15 protein-coding genes are annotated in these 20,330 nt (G+C 57.3%); 11 read left to right on the forward strand and 4 right to left on the reverse strand.

Features of this window, described 5'->3' with window-relative positions:
* Positions 1 to 197: 197 nt before the first annotated feature.
* Both IPM39_18185 and IPM39_18190 read right to left on the reverse strand, forming a co-directional pair.
* Positions 198 to 476 carry a hypothetical protein gene (locus IPM39_18185; protein ID MBK8987969.1) on the reverse strand — a complete coding sequence of 93 codons (279 nt, stop codon included), beginning with the start codon at positions 474 to 476 and terminating at the stop codon, positions 198 to 200.
* 99 nt (positions 477 to 575) lie between these two features.
* Positions 576 to 2,411 carry an ABC transporter ATP-binding protein gene (locus IPM39_18190; protein ID MBK8987970.1) on the reverse strand — a complete coding sequence of 612 codons (1,836 nt, stop codon included), beginning with the start codon at positions 2,409 to 2,411 and terminating at the stop codon, positions 576 to 578.
* A 284-nt stretch (positions 2,412 to 2,695) separates the two neighbouring features.
* Here IPM39_18190 and IPM39_18195 point away from each other — a divergent pair, with 284 nt between their 5' ends.
* From IPM39_18195 to IPM39_18230, 8 genes are all read left to right on the forward strand, one after another.
* Positions 2,696 to 5,344: a sodium-translocating pyrophosphatase gene (locus IPM39_18195; GenBank protein ID MBK8987971.1), complete on the forward strand. Its 2,649-nt coding sequence runs from the start codon at positions 2,696 to 2,698 to the stop codon at positions 5,342 to 5,344.
* Between the two features lie 372 nt (positions 5,345 to 5,716).
* Positions 5,717 to 6,550 (forward strand): alpha/beta hydrolase, encoded by an 834-nt coding sequence (locus IPM39_18200; protein ID MBK8987972.1) that lies wholly within the window; start codon positions 5,717 to 5,719, stop codon positions 6,548 to 6,550.
* A gap of 65 nt (positions 6,551 to 6,615) precedes the next feature.
* A complete protein-coding gene (locus IPM39_18205; GenBank protein ID MBK8987973.1) occupies positions 6,616 to 7,485 on the forward strand; it encodes an EamA family transporter in 870 nt (289 codons plus the stop codon).
* Between the two features lie 119 nt (positions 7,486 to 7,604).
* Entirely contained in the window at positions 7,605 to 8,141 is a 537-nt protein-coding gene (locus IPM39_18210; protein MBK8987974.1) for a hypothetical protein, read from the forward strand.
* Positions 8,104 to 9,018, forward strand: a complete 915-nt coding sequence (locus IPM39_18215) for a TIGR00159 family protein (GenBank protein ID MBK8987975.1) — start codon at positions 8,104 to 8,106, stop codon at positions 9,016 to 9,018. The genes IPM39_18210 and IPM39_18215 overlap by 38 nt, the downstream gene beginning before the upstream one ends.
* Positions 9,015 to 10,406: a hypothetical protein gene (locus IPM39_18220; GenBank protein MBK8987976.1), complete on the forward strand. Its 1,392-nt coding sequence runs from the start codon at positions 9,015 to 9,017 to the stop codon at positions 10,404 to 10,406. Before IPM39_18215 ends, IPM39_18220 begins: the two co-directional genes overlap by 4 nt.
* Entirely contained in the window at positions 10,388 to 11,755 is a 1,368-nt protein-coding gene (der, locus tag IPM39_18225) for a ribosome biogenesis GTPase Der (GenBank protein ID MBK8987977.1), read from the forward strand. Before IPM39_18220 ends, der begins: the two co-directional genes overlap by 19 nt.
* Positions 11,756 to 11,794: 39 nt before the next feature.
* Positions 11,795 to 12,895, forward strand: a complete 1,101-nt coding sequence (locus IPM39_18230) for a hypothetical protein (protein ID MBK8987978.1) — start codon at positions 11,795 to 11,797, stop codon at positions 12,893 to 12,895.
* A gap of 48 nt (positions 12,896 to 12,943) precedes the next feature.
* On the opposite strand, the gene IPM39_18235 is transcribed toward IPM39_18230, so the two are convergent.
* On the reverse strand, positions 12,944 to 13,669 hold the full coding sequence (locus IPM39_18235) for an LppX_LprAFG lipoprotein (protein ID MBK8987979.1): 726 nt from the start codon (positions 13,667 to 13,669) through the stop codon (positions 12,944 to 12,946).
* 443 nt (positions 13,670 to 14,112) lie between these two features.
* On the opposite strand from IPM39_18235, the gene mtaB reads away from it, so the two are divergent.
* Complete coding sequence (gene mtaB / locus IPM39_18240) at positions 14,113 to 15,405, forward strand: tRNA (N(6)-L-threonylcarbamoyladenosine(37)-C(2))-methylthiotransferase MtaB (protein ID MBK8987980.1); 1,293 nt, start codon at positions 14,113 to 14,115, stop codon at positions 15,403 to 15,405.
* Positions 15,406 to 15,529: 124 nt separating this feature from the next.
* On the forward strand, positions 15,530 to 17,605 hold the full coding sequence (gene uvrB / locus IPM39_18245) for an excinuclease ABC subunit UvrB (protein ID MBK8987981.1): 2,076 nt from the start codon (positions 15,530 to 15,532) through the stop codon (positions 17,603 to 17,605).
* A 54-nt stretch (positions 17,606 to 17,659) separates the two neighbouring features.
* Here uvrB and IPM39_18250 read toward each other — a convergent pair whose 3' ends face one another.
* On the reverse strand, positions 17,660 to 18,442 hold the full coding sequence (locus tag IPM39_18250; GenBank protein ID MBK8987982.1) for a hypothetical protein: 783 nt from the start codon (positions 18,440 to 18,442) through the stop codon (positions 17,660 to 17,662).
* A 156-nt stretch (positions 18,443 to 18,598) separates the two neighbouring features.
* Between IPM39_18250 and IPM39_18255 the strand changes: the two genes are divergently transcribed.
* Positions 18,599 to 20,326, forward strand: coding sequence for a dynamin family protein (locus tag IPM39_18255; GenBank protein MBK8987983.1), 1,728 nt, complete (start codon positions 18,599 to 18,601; stop codon positions 20,324 to 20,326).
* Positions 20,327 to 20,330 lie beyond the last annotated feature (4 nt).

Genomic DNA, 20,330 nt, shown 5'->3' on the forward strand with positions numbered 1-20,330 from the left:
ACATAAAGGGGGGCGCTCTTTCTTTCCACATATTCACAGGCCCTACTATCTACAACTACAAAGATCATATGAGGGGGGAAAGTTTTTGTATAACCGGTAATAGGAAAGACGGCAGCGCCGCGCCAAATCCCCGCAGGCAATAAAAAAGCTCTGGGAGGTCAGAGCTTTTTATGAATCAACTATTGTTGCCGCAGCGCTTACAAAAACTCAATGAGTCCGTACCCATCATCTTCAACCGGCAGCGCCGCCACACGAACGGCAACCTCAATACCGGTTTCATGGCGCAGACGCAGCGGCGCAACGGCATTCCATTGGTCCCACAAGTCGCCCTGTAAAATAACGAAGCTGCGCATGGCTCCGGTGGAAGGCAGCAGCCCACCGGCTTTAATGTCGTAGCCATTCAAGGCAATTTTAGCCACCAGGTGGTTCTTTTTGGAATCGTATACGTCAAGCGCGGAAGATAAAGATTTATTCATTTTTCGGTGACTACCTTGGGTCAGCGTTCAAGCTGCAAACAGTATAAACGTTATTTTCACACATTACAAATAGTACTCTAGGCGGCCAACCTTACTTTATTAGTTAAGATTTGCCACATGGGGGGTACGGTGGGACGCCTGCCCGGTTTGAACGCGCCACAAGCCAGCGTAAATGCCATCTTTTTGCCCCACCAGTTCGTCGTGGCGGCCTTGCTCCCGCAGACGGCCGTCTGCCAACACAAAGATCACATCGGCATTCCGCACCGTAGACAGGCGGTGGGCAATAACAATGGTTGTGCGCCCCACGGCGATCCGTTCCAGCGAACGTTGGATGGCGGCTTCGGTTTCATTGTCTACGGATGAAGTGGCTTCATCCAGCACCAGCACCGGGGGGTCTTTGAGAATGGCGCGGGCGATGGAAACGCGCTGCCGTTGGCCGCCCGACAGCTTTTGACCCCGCTCGCCGACAATGGTGTCGTAGCCTAGCGGCAGGGCCATGATAAAGTCGTGGGCTTCGGCCAGTTTGGCGGCGGCGATTATCTGTTCCAGCGGCGCGTCGAACGTGCCGTATGCGATGTTTTCGCGCACAGTCCCATGGAACAAAAAGACGTCCTGGCTGACAAAGCCGATGGTCTGGCGCAGGTCGGTCAACTGCAAATCGCGCAGGTCATGCCCATCCAGCAAAATGTGGCCGCCGGTCACGTCGTAAAAGCGCAGCAGCAGCTTCATGAGGGTGCTTTTGCCAGCGCCGGTGGCCCCGACGATGGCCGCCGTTTCGCCGGCCCGGATGTGCAGGGAGAGATTTTTGATGACGGTGGGATAGTTGGTGGGTACACGGCCGTTGCCGACATCGCCATAAGAAAAAGAGACGTCCGCCAGCACAATTTCGCCGCTCACCTCCGACCGGGGCAGCGACTGCGGCCCGCTGTTGATGGTAGAAGGCGTATCCAACAAATCCATCACCCGCGTAGTGGAGGCCATCGCCCGCTGGTACAGGTCCAGGGTCTCGCCCAGCCGCGTCAGCGGCCACAGCAGCCGTTGGGTCATAAACACCAACACGCTGTACGTGCCCACTGCCAGCGCCCCCTCCAGCACCAGCCGGCCGCCAAAGACCATAATGGCGATGAAACCGAGCACAATGACCATACGAATCAGGGGCACAAAGGCCGCGCTTAGGCTGATGGCGTCTCGGTTGCGCTGGCGGTATTCGTTGCTCTCCTGCCGCACGTGCTCCAGTTCATAAGTTTCGGCGGTGAAGCTCTTGATGGTGGCGATGCCGCCTAAATTGTTGGCAAGCTGCCCATTGAGCACACTCACCTGCTCGCGCACGCGCATGTAACGGGGCGCCAGCCAGCCCTGAAAACGCACCGATCCCCAGATGATCACCGGCATGGGCAGCACAGTCATCCAGGCCACCGAAGGGGCCGTCGCCATGAAGATGCCGCCGATGACCAAAATGGTGGTGATGAGCTGAATGATCTCGTTGGCCCCGATGTCCAAAAAGCGCTCCAGTTGATTGACATCGTCGTTAAGGATAGACATGAGGCCACCGCTGCTGCGCTCTTCAAAGAAAGCCATATCCAGGCGTTGTACGTGGTCGTAGGCGTCCAGGCGCAGGTCGTGTTGGATGGTTTGCGCCAGATTGCGCCACTGCACGGCGTAGAGGTATTGGAAAAGCGATTCTAAGGCCCAGATAACGGCCGTTAACACCCCCAATACCACCAACTGAGTCATCACATTCGGGATGCCGGCCCGCGCCAGAAAAGAATCTTGCCGCGCCACCACCACATCCACTGCCATGCCGATCAGGATGGGCGGGGCCAGATCAAAAACCTTGTTGAGCGTAGAGAAAACGGTCGCCAGAACAACGGTGCGATGGTAATTATGGGTGTACTGCCATAAGCGGCGTAAGGGGTGGTGTTGCCTATTTGTCATGGTTATCTTCCAGAGGGGTGGCCGGGAGCCACCAATGAATTTGCGGCGATCATACAGCAAACATATTTACTTGCCAGCCCTTACCCGACAGCGTTCATTCAGGCGGTTACGATTGGTGACAGACGGCAAGTATAGATGTGACATTTATCCTTTCTTTAGTCCTGGCGAATATGAGACAATGCCCGCGATTTGGCGATTTACAATACCTCCACGCATACAAAAATATATCTGTGGGGGCAAGCAGGGCTGCGACAAATGCCGTAGTTCTTCCCAGGAGGTTACATATGACTGCGATGCATGGGATCTCGCCGTTTGAACAGACCATGATTTACGTGGTTTTAGCGACGGCCTTCATTGCGTTGGGATACGCTTATTGGCTCGCCCGGCAAACCTTTGCCGCTGACAAAGGCAGCGAAGCGATGCAGCGTATCTGGGGATTTATCCGGGATGGCGCTAATGCCTATCTGCGTACCCAACTACGCACCATCGTCATCCTGATAGCCGTCTTAACGGTGGCGATGTTCCTGAGTGTGGCCCTGGTGAAGCCCACCGGAGAGGCCAATGAACTATTCTGTGGCAGCGCCGTGGAAGCAGCCTTTGCCCAAGACATTGCCGCCAATACCTCTCTCACCGAAGCCCAGATTTTACCCCTCCTAGAACAGCAAACAGCCAAAGATGTGGCCTTAACCTATGGCTATGCCGACTTTAAGCCGGAACGGGTCAGCGCGGCAGTTTCCTGCACCCCAGCGACGTGGTGGATTGCCACCGGCCGGGCGGTGGCTTTTGTGATGGGCGCGACGTTCTCCGCGGCCGTTGGCTTTATTGGCATGAATATGGCGGTGCAAGGCAACGTGCGCGTCGCCGCCGCCTCACGGGTCAGCTTCAAAAAAGCCTTGACCATCGCCTATCGCTCCGGCACTATCACCGGAATGCTTACCGATGGCCTGGGGTTATTGGGTGGCACGCTTATCTTTATCATGTTTGGCAAGGCTGCGCCAGATGTGCTGCTGGGCTTTGGCTTTGGCGGCACGCTGCTGGCGCTGTTTATGCGTGTCGGCGGCGGCATCTACACCAAAGCGGCCGATGTGGGCGCAGACCTGGTGGGTAAAGTGGAAGCTGGCATGGAAGAAGATGATCCGCGCAATGCGGCCGTTATTGCCGACCTGGTGGGCGACAACGTTGGTGACTGCGCCGGCATGGCCGCCGACATCTTCGAGTCTTACGAAGTGACCATCGTCTCCAGCCTGATCTTAGGTTTGGCGCTCACGGCTCTGACCGGACAGTTGTTCTGGATTGTGCTGCCGCTGTTGGTGCGCGGCATCGGCGTAGTTAGTTCCATTGTGGGCACGTATGCCGTTTCCATTTGGAATGTGGATGACGCCGAAGAGGCGATGTACAAAAGCTATGAGCTTTCCAGCGGCATCACCATCATCGCCACTTTCTTGCTTTCCGTCTTTTACGCCAGCGCCCAGGACCCCGCCGGTGGGATGATTTCTCATTTGTCTTTGGGCGCGTTGGTGGCTGTTGGCGTGGCGTTAGCGGTGGTCTTTAATCCGCTCACTTCATTGGCAACCAGCGCCCACAGTCCGCGCGTGCAGAATATTGCCAAAGCGACGGCTTTTGGCCCGGCGTTGGTCATTCTGGAAGGGTTGTCGCTGGGGTATTTGTCCAGCGTCTGGTCGGTGTTGGTGATTGTCGCCAGCATTTCCGCCTCTATTTTGGTGTATACAGTCGTCTTCCCCGCGTCGTTATATATACCGGCTCTGGTAGTTGGGGCCATCATCGCGGTGGGCTTTATTGTGCGCGGCTTTATGAAAAAGGACGCCATTAGCGGCCTGTTTTTTGCCATGTGGACGATGGTGGCGGTGTTGTTCCTCATCAGTATGCAAGGCGAGGGCGTGGCGAATGGCGATCCCTTCATTTATATCTTGTTTGGTGTTTCGCTGATCGGCGTGGGGATGCTGTCGCATACCGGCAACAACGTCAGCATGGACACCTTTGGCCCTATCTCCGACAATGCCAACGGCATCGCCGAGCTGTCCCATGAAGATTTTACGCCTGAATCGCGGCAAATTCTGGCGGACCTGGATGCGGCGGGCAACACGACCAAAGCGATCACCAAAGGCATTGCGATTGGTTCGGCGGTGATTGCCGCCGTTTCCCTGTTTGGCGCGTTTTTCACCGACATCGAGCGGGTAATTCCGGTGGAGCGCATGGATTCGTTTGAGCGGGTGATTAACCTGGCCGACCCGACAGTGTTTGTGGGCTTGTTGTTGGGTGGCGCACTGCCCTTGTTATTTGGTGGGCTGTTGATCAAAGCGGTGAATCGGGCGGCCGGTTACATTATGGCCGAAGTGCGGCGGCAGCTGCGCATCCCGGAAATTATGAGCGGCGAACGGACGCCTGATTACGCCAACGCGGTGACAATTTCCACCAAAGCGGCACAGTCGGAACTGGTTCCGTTGGGCCTGATTGCGATTCTTTCGCCGATTGTGGTGGGTTTGCTGCTGAAGGAGCAGGCGCTGGGCGGTTTCCTGGCCGGTGTCATCGTTTCTGGGCAGTTGTTGGCAGTGTTTATGGCCAATGCCGGCGGCGCCTGGGACAATGCCAAGAAGTTTGTGGAAGATGGTAACTTTAACGGCAAAGGCAGCGAAAACCACAAGGCGTCGGTAGTGGGCGATACGGTGGGTGATCCGTTGAAGGATACGGCCGGCCCCGCTCTGAACCCAATGATCAAGGTGATGAATTTGGTCGCGTTGATTTTGGCCCCAATTGTGGTGCAGTACACGGGCCTGTCGCTGCCGATTATAATTATTATTGTCACCTGCATTGTGCTGATTGTCTGGTCGGTGCGCCGTAGTGACCGGCAGGAATCGGCCAGCGATGAGCCAGGTTTGCAAACGGCCGTTTCGCAAGCGCCAACGATCAAGTAAAAACTTTCCGGTAAATGAAAAGCCGGGCAGCGCTTCAATGGCGCTGCCCGGCTTTTTTATTTGGCTAATTGGTTTACTTGTGAAACACACCCATTGCGGGGGGCGAGAGCGTGAAAAAGATTTTGCGGCGGCAGCGCGAAAATTGCCGAGCGCGGAGTTGCGATGCGCTTGTTTGTCCGCTAGACTTTCAGAGATACAGGGGCAGAAGCTAACGGCCGTACACCGCAGTCCGTATACCGTTTTCCGTTGGCATTTGCCAGAGTTAGCAGCCTACGGCATACGGATTACGAATTACGAATTACGGTTTACGCAATACGGGATAATGAAACGCATCCTTTGGTAAAGCCCACTACATTCTTAAGGGATCAACTTGTGGCACATATCATTCCATTTCATGATTTTGGCGGCGATGGGCCAATTCTGCATTTTGCCCACGCGAACGCCTACCCGCCGGCCAGTTACCAGCAGTTTATCGCCCCTTTTCTGCGCCATTACCACGTGCAAGCTGTTCAGCATCGCCCGTTGTGGCCCGGCAGCGACCCGGCCGATCTACAGGGCGATTGGCAGATCATTGCCGATGACCTGATTGATTTTTTTGACCAACAAGGGTTGGAAGATGTGGTGGGCGTGGGGCATTCGCTGGGGGCGGTGGCCACGCTGTACGCGGCGGTGAAACGGCCGTCGCTCTTCCGCGCCCTCATTCTCATCGAACCGGTCTTTTTGCCGCCCCACATTTTGCAGCTTGCCGCCGCGCACCCGGAACAGTCTGCCCTTATGCCGTTGGTGCAAAGCGCTGTTCACCGCCGCCGCCGTTGGCCCAACCGCCAGGACGCCTTCGACCGCTTCCGCAGCAAAAGCATCTTTGCCCGCTGGTCTGATGAGGCTTTGTGGGATTATGTAAATTTTGCGCTGCGGCAAAATGAGGATGCCGTGTCGCTGATTTTTCCACCGGAGTGGGAGGCGCGCATTTACGCCACACCGCCGCAAGCCGTCTGGGACGCCCTACCCCAGATACAGCAGCCCACTCTGGGTCTGCGCGCCGCCGAGACGGATACCATCACCCCGGAAACGTGGCAATTGTGGCAAGAAAGACAGCCCCAGGCCACCTTTGTGCAGCTTGAAGAGGTGGGGCATCTGTTGACGATGGAACGGCCGTCTCTCGTCGCCGAAACTATCTTGAATTGGCTTTCTGGGGAAGTTGGTTAGTTGGTTGGTGGGTTGATCTTCTCACCACCAACCAACTATCAAAGCAACCGCCTTGTGCCTCACCTATGCCTGCCAAACCCACTTCCGGCGCACTGCTGGTGCTGACTGCCTCCGTTTTGTGGGGCACAACCGGCACGGCGCAAACCTTTGCTCCGCCTGGCGTGTCGCCAATGGCTGTTGGAGCCGCCCGCATGGTGATTGGCGGTTTGGCGCTGGTTTTGTGGGCGCTGGTGAAGGGTGGCTGGCGCGGCGGCCCGCGCTGGCCCGTTTTGCCTACGCTCCTGGCAACGCTCGGTGTGGCCGCGTATCAACTGTTGTTTTTTGCCGGCGTCGCCCGCACCGGCGTGGCCGTGGGAACGATTGTGGGCATTGGCAGTTCGCCCATCCTGTCCGGTCTGCTGACCTGGCTAATCTGGCGGCAGTGGCCGGGGGCGCGTTGGTTGGCGGCCACCGGGCTGGCGCTCCTCGGCTGCACGCTGCTGGTTTTGTCCGGTGGAGGCAATGTACAGGTGAACGTCTGGGGCATATGCCTGGCGCTGGGGGCCGGGTTGTCTTATGCGATTTTTACGATGGCGGGCAAAATTTTGCTGGCAGAACGGCCGTCACACAGCGTAACCGGGGTTGTGTTTGGCCTGGGGGCGCTGCTGCTGCTGCCCTTATGGTGGCGGCTGGACATGGGCTGGTTGGCCGAGCCACGCGGCATCCTGGTAGGATTGCACCTGGGCGTGGTGACCATGGCTGTGGCTTATCTGCTGTTTACTCACGGGCTGCGGCGGGTGTCGGCGGCAACGGCCGTCAGCCTGACCCTGGCTGAACCACTTACCGCCGGGCTGGCAGGCATTTTTGTGGTGGGCGAGCAGTTGGGGCCGGCTGCCTGGTTGGGTATGGGTGTGCTGCTTGCCGGGCTGCTGGTGCTGACATGGCAGGGAAGGTGAACGGCCGTGAGCCGTTGCCCAAAGATGGTTTCCAGAAATAACCATCACTGAACAGTGAACAGTGTACACTGTACACTGCGTATCATTCACATCAGCTTTACAAGCAAAGGATGGCTTGCATGAGTGAACCATTGACCGAAGCCAGAGAGCATTTTGTCCAGGGGATGGGGCGTCTAACACAATTTTGGGGGTTTCCCGAAGGGATGGGGAGAATGTACGGCGTTGTTTATCTCGCCCCAGAGCCGATTTCACTAGATCAACTGGCGCAGCAGGTTGGGGGCAGCCCAGATTTGCTGCGCGCCAACGTGGAGCTGCTGGAACACCTGGGCATGATTCACGGGCAAATACAAGATGACGACGGCCGTACCCGTTACCTGCCGGAGACTGATTTTTGGAAAGTGGTCCGCACGCTGCTCAAAGAGCGCGAGCACAACGAGCTGGGGCAGGCCCTGCACGCGGTTGGCGAAAGTTTGGCAGCGGTAACGGCCGTAAAAACAACCAACCCCACCGACGAATTGGCCGCATTGTATGAAACACGGTTGCAGACCATGAAAACATTTGTTGATTCGCTGGACAATCTGATCGGGATGCTTATTTCCCTGGATGAAATGCGCCTGAATGCTCTGTCGCGCTTTTTTACCAACAGTAAGAAGTAGGCTCCAGGCCAAACACAGACAGACGCCAGAGAGGGATTGGGGTATAATTTGGGGCATCAATAGGGAGAATGCGGTGTTCAACAACCTCTTCAACTATCAAAGCGCCATTACCTGGCTGGACGTACTCGACATCTTGTTGGTGACGTTTATGATCTACAGCATTTTTATGCTGATACGTGGCACGCGCGCCGTTCAGGTGCTGCGTGGGTTTGTCGTCTTGGCGCTTGTATTTTGGTTGTTGGCGCGCACGGTTGAACTGCCCGCTTTTAGTTCCCTGATCACCAATACCACGTTGCCCCTGCTGCTCGTTTCTATCCCGGTTATTTTTCAGCCGGAGATTCGCCGCGCTCTGGAACAGGTGGGGCGCAGCGGCAGTGTGCTGCGTTTGCTGCGCCGTAACGAGGCAAACCCGATTGTCATTGCCGTGAAGGACGCCTGTTTGCGTCTTTCACAGCGCCGTCATGGCGCGTTGATCGTGTTTGAACGGGATACCGGGTTGCAAGAATATATTGACACGGGTATATTGCTCGATTCGGAAGCCTCGCCGGAACTCCTATTGACCATTTTTAATAAAAACACCGAGCTGCATGATGGCGCGGTGATCATCCGTGGTGACCGGTTGGCGGCGGCGGCCTGCGTGATGCCCTTGTCTACCAGCAGCCTGTCGGACAGGCAAATGGGGCTGCGCCATCGGGCGGCGCTGGGTATCAGCGAGGTGAGTGACGCGGTGGCCCTGGTGGTGTCTGAAGAAACAGGACAGGTGTCTATTGCCCATAACGGCCGTATCATTCGTCGCCAGGATCCTTCCCGTTTGGATGAAATCCTGAATGCCTTTTTGCAAAACCGCCAAAAACAAGGACGAGGGAGCGCTTTGTGAGCATCATCCGCAACCTCTTCTCCAATTTTCTCACCTTCTTGCTCTCGCTGATGTTGGCTGTACTCATCTGGCTGAACGCCTCCCAGGCCAACGACCCCCTACGCCTGCGCTCTTTTCAAATTCCTATTGAGTTTATCGGTCAGTTAGAGAACAGCACGCTCACGTCGTCGGATGAAAATGTGGTAATCATTGTCGAAGCGCGCTCCTCGGTATTGAACCAGTTAACGGCAGCCGATTTTACGGCCGTTGTAGACCTGAGCCAGATTGATCTGGGGGAAGACACATCCGTTGAGGTCGAAGTGCAGCCTAGGGGACGCGGCAGCACCATCACCTCCTCGTCGCCCGGCCAAATCAGTGTGCGGTTGGAGCAGCTCGTCAGCCGTAATGTGCCGGTGGTCTTAGACATTCGCGGCAGCGTGGCGCGCGGCCATACCCAGGGCACGCCGTTGGTAGACCCGGAAACCATTGTCATTGTTGGCACAGAAGCGCAGGTAGAACGATTCGGCTCAGCCCGCGTCACCGTATTTCTAAACAACGTTGTCGAAACAGTCAGCACCTCAGCCTCACCCATTTTTTATGATCGTCAGGGGCGGGTGTCCGGCACCAGCGCCCTGAAAAGCGTCAGTCATGAGGAAGTCCGCGTGACCATTCCCGTGGAAGAATCGGCCGACTTTGCCGAAAAGTTTATTGAAGTCAACTGGAGCGGCACGCCGGCCGATGGCTACCGTCTGTTGGGCATTAACGTCTTTCCGCCCAGCGTCCTGGTGCAAGGCCTCCCTACCCGGCTCAGCCAAATCACCCAAATCAGCACCGAACCGATTGATATTACCGGGCTAACGGGAACCTTTACCCAAACAGTCACGCTGGCGCTGCCAGCGGGAATTAGCCTGGATGAAGTGCAGGTTGTATCTGTCGTTGTGGAAATTGAACCTATCTTTACCACCAGCGTGTACAATCGCCCGATAGAAGTGATAGGGTTGAGCCGTGACTTGACGGCCGCGTTAAAACCAGACCAGGTGCGAGTCGTTTTGTTTGGACCTCTTCCGGTGTTAGACTCTCTGTCCGAAGACGAGGTTCGGGTGACTGTTGACGTTTTTGGTTTGACGGCCGGTACATATAATCTGGAGCCAGACGTTGACCTGCCAGAACGCGGGATTGAACTGCGGTCGGTGCAGCCGCCACTCGTCACGGTCAGCATTACAGCTAACATCACCGATACCCAGACCAACAGCTTCAAACCTACCCCGTCAACGTCCAGGACGATACGGCCGTCTCTCTTATCCCCATCTACCCAATACCCGGCGCGTGGTCTGGTCTGGTCGGCAACGGCCGTGCCCCATTTCTGCCTGCTGCCAAAAGAAGAAAACCTATGCCTGATAAATCATTAGTTGCCCTGGTTGGCCGCCCCAACGCGGGCAAGTCTACCCTCTTTAATCGTATCGTCGGTCGTCGTCTGGCCGTCGTTTCTGAAGTGCCCGGCACCACCCGCGACCGGCTCTATGCCGATGCCGAATGGACCGGCATCAACTTCACCGTCATAGATACCGGCGGCATTGAAGTGACCGACGGTTGGAACACGGAACCCCTTTCCGAAGATTCTGAACAATTCTTGCCCCTCATCCGCCAACAAGCGGCCGTTGCCATCCAAGACGCCGATGTGATTGTCCAGGTTGTAGATGGCCAGAGCGGCATCACCGCCGCCGACCGCGAAGTGGCCGACATCCTGCGCCAATCGAAAAAGCCGATCATCATCGCCGCCAACAAACTAGAGTCCAGCAAACTGTGGGATGACGCCTACGAATTCTACGAACTGGCCCTGGGCGAAGTGTTTGCCGTGTCGGCCCTGCACGGCGCCGGGACCGGCGATCTGTTAGACGCCATCGTCGCCGCGCTGCCCAACCAATTGGAAGAGGAAGACGAGGACGACGACAGCATCAAAATCGCCATCCTCGGCAAACCCAATGCCGGTAAATCTACCTTGTTAAACAAGTTGATCGGCGAAGAGCGGTCCATTGTCAGCCCTATTCCCGGCACCACCCGCGATGCCATAGACAGCCATCTCACCTGGCAGGGACAGCCATTTACCCTGATAGATACGGCCGGCATCCGGCGGCGCGGCAAAATTGAACCCGGCGTAGAAAAATACAGCGTCCTGCGCTCCATCAAAGCGCTGAAACGGGCCGACGTGGCCCTGCTGCTCATAGACGCCGAAGCGGGCATCACTTCTCAGGATACCCATATTGCCGGTATGTTGAAGGAAGAAATGAACGGCGTGATCATTTTGGTGAATAAATGGGACGCCCTGGATAAAGACGCCTATACCATCTACGAATTTGAAAAAGTGCTGCGCGAAGAGTTGAAGTTTATCCCTTACGCGCCGGTCATCTATATTTCGGCCAAAACCGGGCAGCGGGTGAACAAGATTTTGCCTAAAGTGTTGGAAGTGCACGAGATGCGCCATCAACGCATCCCTACGGCCGATTTAAACCGGTGGATGCGGGAAGTAACCACCCAACATCCGCCGCCCAGCAGCGGTGGCCGGCGGGTGAAGTTTTTCTATACGACGCAGGCCAGCGTGGCCCCGCCCACCATTATTTTGTTTGTCAACAAGCCGGAGTGGGTGCATTTTAGTTATGAGCGCTATCTGGAAAACCGCCTGCGCGAACTGTATCCCTTTGAAGGCACGCCGCTGCGCCTGATCTACCGCGCACGCAGCGAAGACCGCTTTGGCAAATGATGATTGGCGATTGACGATTGACGATTGAAAAGGTAACTTGTGAGCAATCAAACAGTGAGTTATTACGCCCAAACGGTACCGGGCGCAGAAGAAATAGCCTGGTTGGAGATTCGGTGGCGTTTGCCGGGGGCGAAATTTGGCGAGTATCTATTTGCCAAAGAGCAAAATGGCATTGTCATCTTTGACTATGCCGGTGACATGGCCGACGTGCAGCAGTTGGAGGCGGTGGAAGATGTGTTTCTGCTGGGGTTGGCTGTGCCCAAGCTGTCTCGCGGCAAGCGTGATCTGACGCAGATTCGGGAGATGGTGACCAAAGCCGAGAGTCTGGGACGAGCCGGGAATCAATTGATGCGCTTCCGCCAGTTCAGCCGCCCACCGGCTTACCGGGTGGTCAGCCGCAAATTCGGCCAGCACGAATATCCGCTGAAGGAGCTGCAAAAGGCGGTTTTGCAGGGGATGCAAACGCGCTACCCGCGCTGGACGCCAGTGACAGAGGGCGCGCAGGTGGAGTTGGGCGTAGATTTGTTGGGGTCGCATTTGCTGTGTGGCTTTAACATCACGGATAAGCCGGCGCGAAAGGCGCGAATTTTGCAGCAGAAGGGGGGGGAAGTGATACGGCCGTCTCTGGCCGCCGCCCTGGTTATCCTGACTGAACCGGAAGCCGAAGACGTGTTCCTGGACCCTTTGTGTGGCAACGGCCGTCTCCTCTATACCCGGCGTCTGTTGGGGCGGTACGGCCGTTTGCTGGGCGCAGACCCGTCCGCCGAACAACTGGCCCTCGCCGCCGAGAATCTGGTCACCCGCCGCAAAGGGCAACTACCGGAGAACATCGCGTTGCAGCCCTGGGCGGAAGATGGGCTGGCTCTGGAAACGGGCAGTGTGGGCAAAGCAGCCACCATTTTGCCTGACGCCGCCCAGGTGGGGAATGAACGGGAGATGAAACGGCTGTATACGGCCGTATTCCAGGAAATTGGCCGCGTGCTAAAGCCCGACGGCCGTGCCATCATCCTCAGCCGCGAATATGACCTGGTTAAAAGCAGCCTGCGCGAACGCCCCGGCCTGGAAATCCAGACCGGCTATTCCGTCAAAGTTGGCGCCCAGTGGGGGCGCATCTACATCATCAAACGCCTGGCGGGGTGACATGGTGACGGCAAGAGACTCCCTTGTCACCCCTTCACCTTGTCATCTTCACAGCGGTGGTTCAATCGCCAACTCCTGGTCGTAATTAGAAAAATCAAGCTGCCACACGCTCGAACCCGCTTCGCTGCCCGGTTCCGGTTCGGTGACGACGATGCGGATGATCTCGTAACTGTCCGGGGCGATCCACAGCGTCACGTTCACCGCCTGCGGCCCAATCAGGCCGCCGCTGATGGCCGCCAGCCGTTCGCCATCCACCTGCCCGGTAATAACGTATAACTCCTGGTCTGGTCCCCCTTCCAGTTTTTCCCGTCCGGTGAAGGCGGCGTTGGTTAACACGGCCGTCAAAATCGTCGGCAGCCCCTCAGAATCAAACAATGCGCCAGGGTTAAAGCCCCAATTCGGCGGCAGTTGTTCCCATTTTCCGCTGAGCAGGTTGGTTTGCCACTGGTCGGGGCCAATGCTGATGACGTTGATGTCGGTGATCAGCCCAAAGGCGGCGGCGCGCACGGCCGCCTGTGCTTTGTCTGGCGCGGCGAAATCGCCAACGGCCGTGCGGAACGCAATGCTCCCGGTGGGGTCCAGATACGCCGGCGCACCGCTCAGCGCCACGTTAAAGTGAAAGCCTGCTGTGCCCGTCAGCCGCGCCACCGCCTGCTGGATGATGTCTTGCGGCGTGGGCGTCGGTGTTGGCGAAGGCGGCGGTTCCTGACAGGCAGACGCCACAAGCCCAACGAAAATCAACAACCACGCTATTCGGCTAACTGTATGTTTCATGTTCTGTTTCCTCCACATGAATACCTTACTGGAGTCTGGCGATTTTTGTTTCCACCTCTGGTAGAGACGCTGCATTGCAACGCCTCTACGCTCGACTGAAATTCAGATTTCGCCAGTGTTCAGTACCTTACGAACCAACTTCTTGCGCAGTACGGAAGATTGGACAAACTGTAATGGTCACGATCTGGTTAGAAACACTGTCATTCTGACGAGTCTTCGAGGAAGAATCCCCTTGCTGCCGACAAATAGGGATTCTTCCCCATTCGACTTCGCTCAGGGCCGAAGACTCCGCTCAGACATGTCCTGAGTCTGTCGAAGGAATGACTTTGCCCAAACCGTGACCTTTACGGAAGATTGGACAAATCTTCTGAGATTTGTCCAATCTAGCCAATTGTATCATCGGATGTGCGCCACGCTGCACCCTGCGCTAAAATGGCCGGACCATGAAAGTATATCTACAAAGCATCGGCTGCCGTCTGAACCAAAGTGAGATCGAGACGATGGCCCGCCAACTCTTGGCCGCCGGGCATGAGATTGTGGACGACACGGCCGTTGCCGACAAAGTCATCATCAACACCTGCGCCGTCACCGCCGAAGCCGCCCGCGACGGCCGTACCCTCACCCGCCGCATCCACCGCCAAAACGACACGGCCGAAATCATCCTCACCGGCTGCTACGCCACCATTGCCCCGGCCGAATTGGGGCGCGTCCAGGGCGCTGGGCGCATCGTCGCCAACCAGGACAAAGCCCAACTCGTCACCCTGCTAGACCCGCAGGCGCGCCTGGATTTGCCCGTCTTCGACCAGGAGCCGGTGCTGCGCGAATTTTTGGCCGGGACCACCGGCAATACCCGCGCCTTCATCAAAGTCCAGGATGGCTGCAACAACAAATGCACCTTCTGCGTCACCACCATCGCCCGCGGCGCCGGGCAAAGCCGCCACCTGGGTGACGTGGTGGCCGAAATTCAGGCGTTGGCCGCTGTTGGTTACCAGGAAGCGGTACTCACCGGCGTCCATCTGGGCAGCTACGGCCACGACTTCGGCAGCCAGACCGGCCTGGGCGAACTGGTCCGCGCCATTTTGCAGCATACCGACATCCCTCGCCTGCGCCTCTCTTCGCTGGAACCCTGGGACATCCCCGCCGACTTTTTCACCCTATGGGACAATCCTCGTCTGCTGCCCCACCTGCACATGCCGCTGCAAGCTGGCAGCGACAAAACCCTGCGCCGCATGGCCCGCCGCACCAGTCAGTCCGCCTTCGGCCACCTGGCCGATACCGCCCGCGCCCATATCCCCGACCTTAACCTTAGCACCGATCTCATCGTCGGCTTCCCCGGCGAGACGGATGCAGACTTTGACGAAAGTCTGGCCTATACCCGCGCCATCGGCTTCTCGCGGCTGCACGTCTTCACCTACAGCCAGCGCCCCGGCACGGCCGCCGCTGCAATGTCGGGTCAGGTTCCCGGTCCTATCAAAAAAGAACGCGCCCGCCGCCTGATTGACCTGGGACACGAGATGAGTCTGGCTTTTCACCAGCGCTTTCAGGGTGATACCCGCGCTGTGTTGTGGGAAACGGCCGTTGGCGCCGACAACGCCGGGCTGCGCTGGGTGGGCTACACCGACAACTACATGCGCGTTCACGCCTACGGCCCGGCCGATCTGTTCAACCGCGTCACCCCCACCCGCCTGACCGAAGCGCAAGCCGATGGTCTGACCGGGGTGATTGAATTGGAATAATTTGGGTTAACGGCCGTTTCCCATCCCCCACATTTATGCTAAAATAGCGAACTGACGTTCTATTAAAATCAGCTAAATAGCCCTGTGCATCCGCGTTAATCCGCGTCCTATTTTCGAGGTTTCCATGCCCAAATTTGAACTTGTTTCCGATTTTCAACCTACCGGCGACCAACCGGCCGCCATCGAAAAACTGGTCGAAAGCGTCAAGGCCGGCCACAAATACCAGACTTTGCTCGGCGCTACCGGAACCGGCAAAACCTTCACCATCGCCAATGTCATTCAGCAAACCCAGAAGGCCACCCTGGTCCTGGCCCACAACAAAACCCTGGCCGCCCAGCTTTACAGCGAATTCCGCGAATTCTTCCCCACAAACGCCGTCAGCTACTTCGTCAGCTATTACGATTATTACCAACCCGAAGCCTACGTCCCTCGCCACGACCTCTACATCGAAAAGGAGACGCAAATCAACGACGAAATAGACCGGCTGCGCCTGTTAGCCACCGCCAACCTCCTCAGCCGCGAAGACGTGATCATCGTCGCCTCGGTCTCCTGCATTTATGGCATTGGCAACCCGCAGGCGTGGGGCAAAGTGACCGTCGAGATCGAACGAGGCAAGCAGTACCGGCGCGACACCATCTTGCGCCGCCTGGTAGACATCCAATACGACCGCAACGACCTGGAACTGCGGCGCGGCACATTCCGCGTGCTCGGCGACACGCTGCAAATATTCCCCGCTTACGCCGAAACAGCCTTCACCGTTGAATTTTGGGGCGATGAGGTGGAGCGTCTGACCGAGTTCGAACAGCTCACAGGCGAAGTGCTGCGCGATCTGACCAATATCCAGATTTTCCCGGCGCGCCAGTTTGTCACCGATGAAGATAAGTTGGCCGATGGCATTAACGACATAGAAAAGGAGCTGGGCGAGCGGATTGCCTTCTTCAAAGAGCATAACATGCTGCTGGAAGCGCAGCGCATCGAACAGCGTACCATGTACGACCTGGAAATGCTGCGCGAAGTGGGCTACACCTCCGGCATCGAAAACTACAGCCGCCACATGGACCAGCGCGGTGAAGGCGACCCGCCCTGGTCCCTGCTGGATTATTTCCCGGCCGACTACCTCCTGGTGGTAGACGAGAGCCACATGACGCTGCCACAGGTGCGTGGCATGTATGCGGGCGACCGCAGCCGCAAACAAACATTGGTAGATTATGGTTTCCGTCTGCCCAGCGCGCTGGACAACCGCCCGCTGAACTTTGCCGAATTTGAACAGCGTGTGAATCAGGCCATCTTCACCAGCGCCACGCCATCGGCCTTTGAAATTGAACATTCTGGCAGCGTGGTGCATCAGGTTATTCGGCCGACGGGCGTTTTAGACCCGGAAGTGGAGGTGCGGCCGGTGAAAGGGCAGGTAGACGATTTGTTGGGCGAGATCAAAAAGCGCACGGCCGTTGGTCAGCGTGTCCTGGTTACAACCCTCACCAAACGCATGGCCGAAGACCTCAGCGATTACCTCTTGGAAATGGGCGTCAAGGTCCATTATCTGCACTCTGAAGTCCACACCATCGAACGCACCGAAATTTTGCGCGACTTGCGCATGGGTGTCTATGACGTGGTGGTGGGCATCAACCTGCTGCGCGAGGGGTTGGATTTGCCGGAAGTGTCACTGGTCGCCATTCTGGACGCCGACAAAGAAGGCTTCTTGCGCTCGGAAACGTCGCTGACACAAACCATTGGCCGGGCAGCGCGCCACGTGGACGGCCGTGTGATCATGTACGCCGACCGTGTGACTGACTCGATGCAGAAAGCGCTCAACACCACCAACGAGCGGCGGGCGGTGCAGCGCGCCTACAACGAAGCGCACGGCATCGAGCCGCGCAGCATCATGAAAGCGGTGCGCGACCTGACTGACGACATCGCTCAGGAGCGGGAGATGGCCCTGGCCGAGGGCAAGGGCAAGTACACGACGGTGCGTGAGCTGCCCAAAGCGGAACTGGCGCATATGGTGATTGACTTGGAGAAGCAGATGAAGCAGGCGGCGCAGAACCTGGAGTTTGAGAAAGCGGCCGTGCTGCGCGACCAGGTTATGGAACTGCGGCAGATCATGGCCCTGAAGGAGGCGGGTGGCGATGACGACATACCCGCCTGGGAGCGAATGCGCCTGCTGGACGAGGCGGGCATTGCCTACGAACCGGGAGATTAGCAGATGTTCGTGGATAATGAGAATGTCGCATCGCTGCGCGTATGGGAGCTTTTTCTATTGGCTTAGTTGGCTTGCCAATTGATTGAGTGCGTTGATTATTTCAGTAATGGTAGGTATTAGTAAAGCGAATTGCGGGTGGGGCACCTCTTTTTGCGTTTGTCCGGCGGCCAATGCTTCGCGGCAGCCATCGGCCCAACCCTGGTTTGTGGCGGCAAATTTGTCTATTTCTGCGCCAAAGCTGGCGTACATGCCCTGCAGCTGCGGATCGGTCGGCGCGAAACCGGGCGGACGGCCGTTGATAACCCCATCATAAGCATTTACCAGCGAGCCGCAGTTGGCCTTGAAATCAGCCTGGCAACTGCCAGACGCCGAAACGCTTGTACACCGGGGCTGGAGTTCATACGTAAATGAATCAATATGTCTCAAGACTGCGGCGATGCTGTTCGCCAGCCGTTCACGGTCGGAGGTGGTATTGTTAACGGCCGTTGGCGCCGCCGGGTTTGTGGGGAGAGTGGCCGAAGACACGGCCGTTGCCGTGGGTTCAGCGGTGGGCACGGCCGTTTCTGTGGGGACGGCCGTGTACGTTGGCAGCGGCGTTTGCGTAGGATAGGGCGTTAGTGTGGGATAAGGGGTAAACGTCGCCTGGGGCGTATAAGTTGGATAAGGCGTAAACGTGCTTTGCGCCGTCGGCGTGGGCAAGGCCGCTTGTGTAGACTGCACGGCCGCGGCCACCTGGCTTTCCACCGTCAGCGCCAGATCGGCTGCGCCAGGGCCGCAAGCAGCTAAAACAAGCACCAGCACAACCCACCATATTGTGTCAAAACTTCTGCTTTTCATGTGGATTTCCTCCCTCAAACCAAATCATTTTGTGAAATATTGCACAGACAAGGATCATTATCTCTGAAATGCAGCCAGACGCAAAAAGCGGCAATTGCTCAGCCAGTTGCCCCGCCGGTTGCCCATGTTATACTTTGCCCAACTATGGATACTATCTTGAGCCAGGAACAGGAAGCGCTGCTGAGGCGCACGCGGGACGTATTGGGCGAACTGCGCGATACATTGGGGCAAACGGCCGTCTCCAAAGAAGACCGCGCCGCCCTCATCGAATCCATTCGCCAATTAGATGATTTGTTCTTGCTGGTGATCGCCGGCGAGTTCAACGCCGGCAAATCGGCCTTTATCAATGCCCTGCTGGGGCAAAATTTGCTGCCGGAAGGGGTGACGCCGACCACCAGCCAGATTTATTTGCTGAAATATGGCGAGGCGGTGGGCAAACGGCCGTTAACCTCTGGCCTGTGGGAACAAACAGCCCCGGTAGACATCCTGCGTGAAATTGTCATTGTAGACACGCCGGGAACCAACGCCATCCTGCGTGAACACGAGGCGCTGACGGCCGAATTTATCCCCCGCAGCGACCTCGTCCTCTTCATCACCTCCGCTGACCGCCCCTTCACCGAAAGCGAGCGCAATTTCCTGGCGCAGATTCGCGCCTGGGGCAAAAAAGTCATCCTGGTGGTGAACAAAATAGACATCCTCGACGACCCGGCGGAAAAGGCGCAGGTGATCACCTTTGTCACCGACGCGGCCAATAAACTGGTGGGCGAAGTGCAGGCGGTGTTTGCCGTGTCGGCCAAACAGGCGCAAAAAGCCAAATCGGGCCAGCCCCAATTTTGGGCCCCCAGCGGCTTTGAAGCGTTGGAAGCGTATATCCGCGAGACGTTGGACGATGACGGCCGTTTCCGCCTCAAACTCCTCAACCCGCTGGGCGTGGCCCACAAACTGGTCAGAAAACAGCTCACCGACGCCGAAACCGACCTGGCCTCGCTGCAAGAAGACCGCGATCTGCTGACCGATATTGACGGCCAAATGCTCTATTACAACGAGGACATGCAGCGCAATTTTAAGTCCCGTTTGGGCGAAATTGACAATATTTTGCTCGCTATGGAAAAGCGCGGCAACGAATTTTTTGATGAGATGATGCGTTTTGGCCGCATCCCAGACCTGATCCGCAGCAAGCGGGTGGAATCGGCATTCGAGGAAGTGGTGGTGGCCGATGTGCCGGGTCAAATAGATGCCCGTGTGACTGAATTGATTGATTGGCTGGTAGAGCAGGATTTACGCCAGTGGACGGCCGTCGCCGACCATTTAGCCAAACGCAAAGACGGTCAAAGCGATCGCATTGTCGGCCAGACCGGTCCCCGTGAAGGCACGCTGGCCTACAACCGCCAGCACCTCATAGATTCCATCGGCAAGACAACCCGGCTGGCGGTGGAAACCTACGATGAAGAGCGTGAAGCGGCCGACATGGCCGAAGCGGCGCGCACGGCCGTTGTCAATACCGGTCTGGCAGGCGTCGGCGTGGGCATCGGCGTCGCCATTGCCGTCGCCGCCCACGTTGTCTGGCTGGACGTGACGGGCATTTCGGCGGCGGTGATTGCCGCCGCCTTGGGCTTGTTGATTTTGCCGGCGCGGCGGCGCAAAGGCAAACAAGAACTGGAAGTCAAGTTGAGTGAACTGCGCCAGAAGCTCGTTGGCAGCCTGACAGAGCAGTTTGAACGCGAAATGCGCCGCAGCACGCAGCGCATCGAAGATACTGTGGCCCCCTTTGCCCGCTTCGTCCGCGCCGAAACAGACAAAATTACCAGGCAGCACGACCAGTTAGCCAGCCTGGAAGCCCATATCGTTGGCCTGCAAAGCCAGTTGAAGCAAGAGATGGGGTAAGGGA

The sequence above is a fragment of the Candidatus Leptovillus gracilis genome (assembly GCA_016716065.1).
In the GTDB taxonomy this organism is placed as follows: Bacteria; Chloroflexota; Anaerolineae; order Promineifilales; family Promineifilaceae; genus Leptovillus; species Leptovillus gracilis.

What these genes read in the sequence shown, in the direction of transcription:
- IPM39_18185 (MBK8987969.1), bottom strand. Translation starts at nt 476, where the DNA reads ATGAATAAATCTTTATCTTCCGCGCTTGACGTATACGATTCCAAAAAG.
- der (MBK8987977.1), top strand. Translation starts at nt 10,388, where the DNA reads ATGCCTGATAAATCATTAGTTGCCCTGGTTGGCCGCCCCAACGCGGGC.
- IPM39_18250 (MBK8987982.1), bottom strand. Translation starts at nt 18,442, where the DNA reads ATGAAAAGCAGAAGTTTTGACACAATATGGTGGGTTGTGCTGGTGCTT.
- IPM39_18190 (MBK8987970.1), bottom strand. Translation starts at nt 2,411, where the DNA reads ATGACAAATAGGCAACACCACCCCTTACGCCGCTTATGGCAGTACACC.
- IPM39_18195 (MBK8987971.1), top strand. Translation starts at nt 2,696, where the DNA reads ATGACTGCGATGCATGGGATCTCGCCGTTTGAACAGACCATGATTTAC.
- mtaB (MBK8987980.1), top strand. Translation starts at nt 14,113, where the DNA reads ATGAAAGTATATCTACAAAGCATCGGCTGCCGTCTGAACCAAAGTGAG.
- IPM39_18210 (MBK8987974.1), top strand. Translation starts at nt 7,605, where the DNA reads ATGAGTGAACCATTGACCGAAGCCAGAGAGCATTTTGTCCAGGGGATG.
- IPM39_18205 (MBK8987973.1), top strand. Translation starts at nt 6,616, where the DNA reads ATGCCTGCCAAACCCACTTCCGGCGCACTGCTGGTGCTGACTGCCTCC.
- uvrB (MBK8987981.1), top strand. Translation starts at nt 15,530, where the DNA reads ATGCCCAAATTTGAACTTGTTTCCGATTTTCAACCTACCGGCGACCAA.
- IPM39_18215 (MBK8987975.1), top strand. Translation starts at nt 8,104, where the DNA reads ATGCTCTGTCGCGCTTTTTTACCAACAGTAAGAAGTAGGCTCCAGGCC.
- IPM39_18235 (MBK8987979.1), bottom strand. Translation starts at nt 13,669, where the DNA reads ATGAAACATACAGTTAGCCGAATAGCGTGGTTGTTGATTTTCGTTGGG.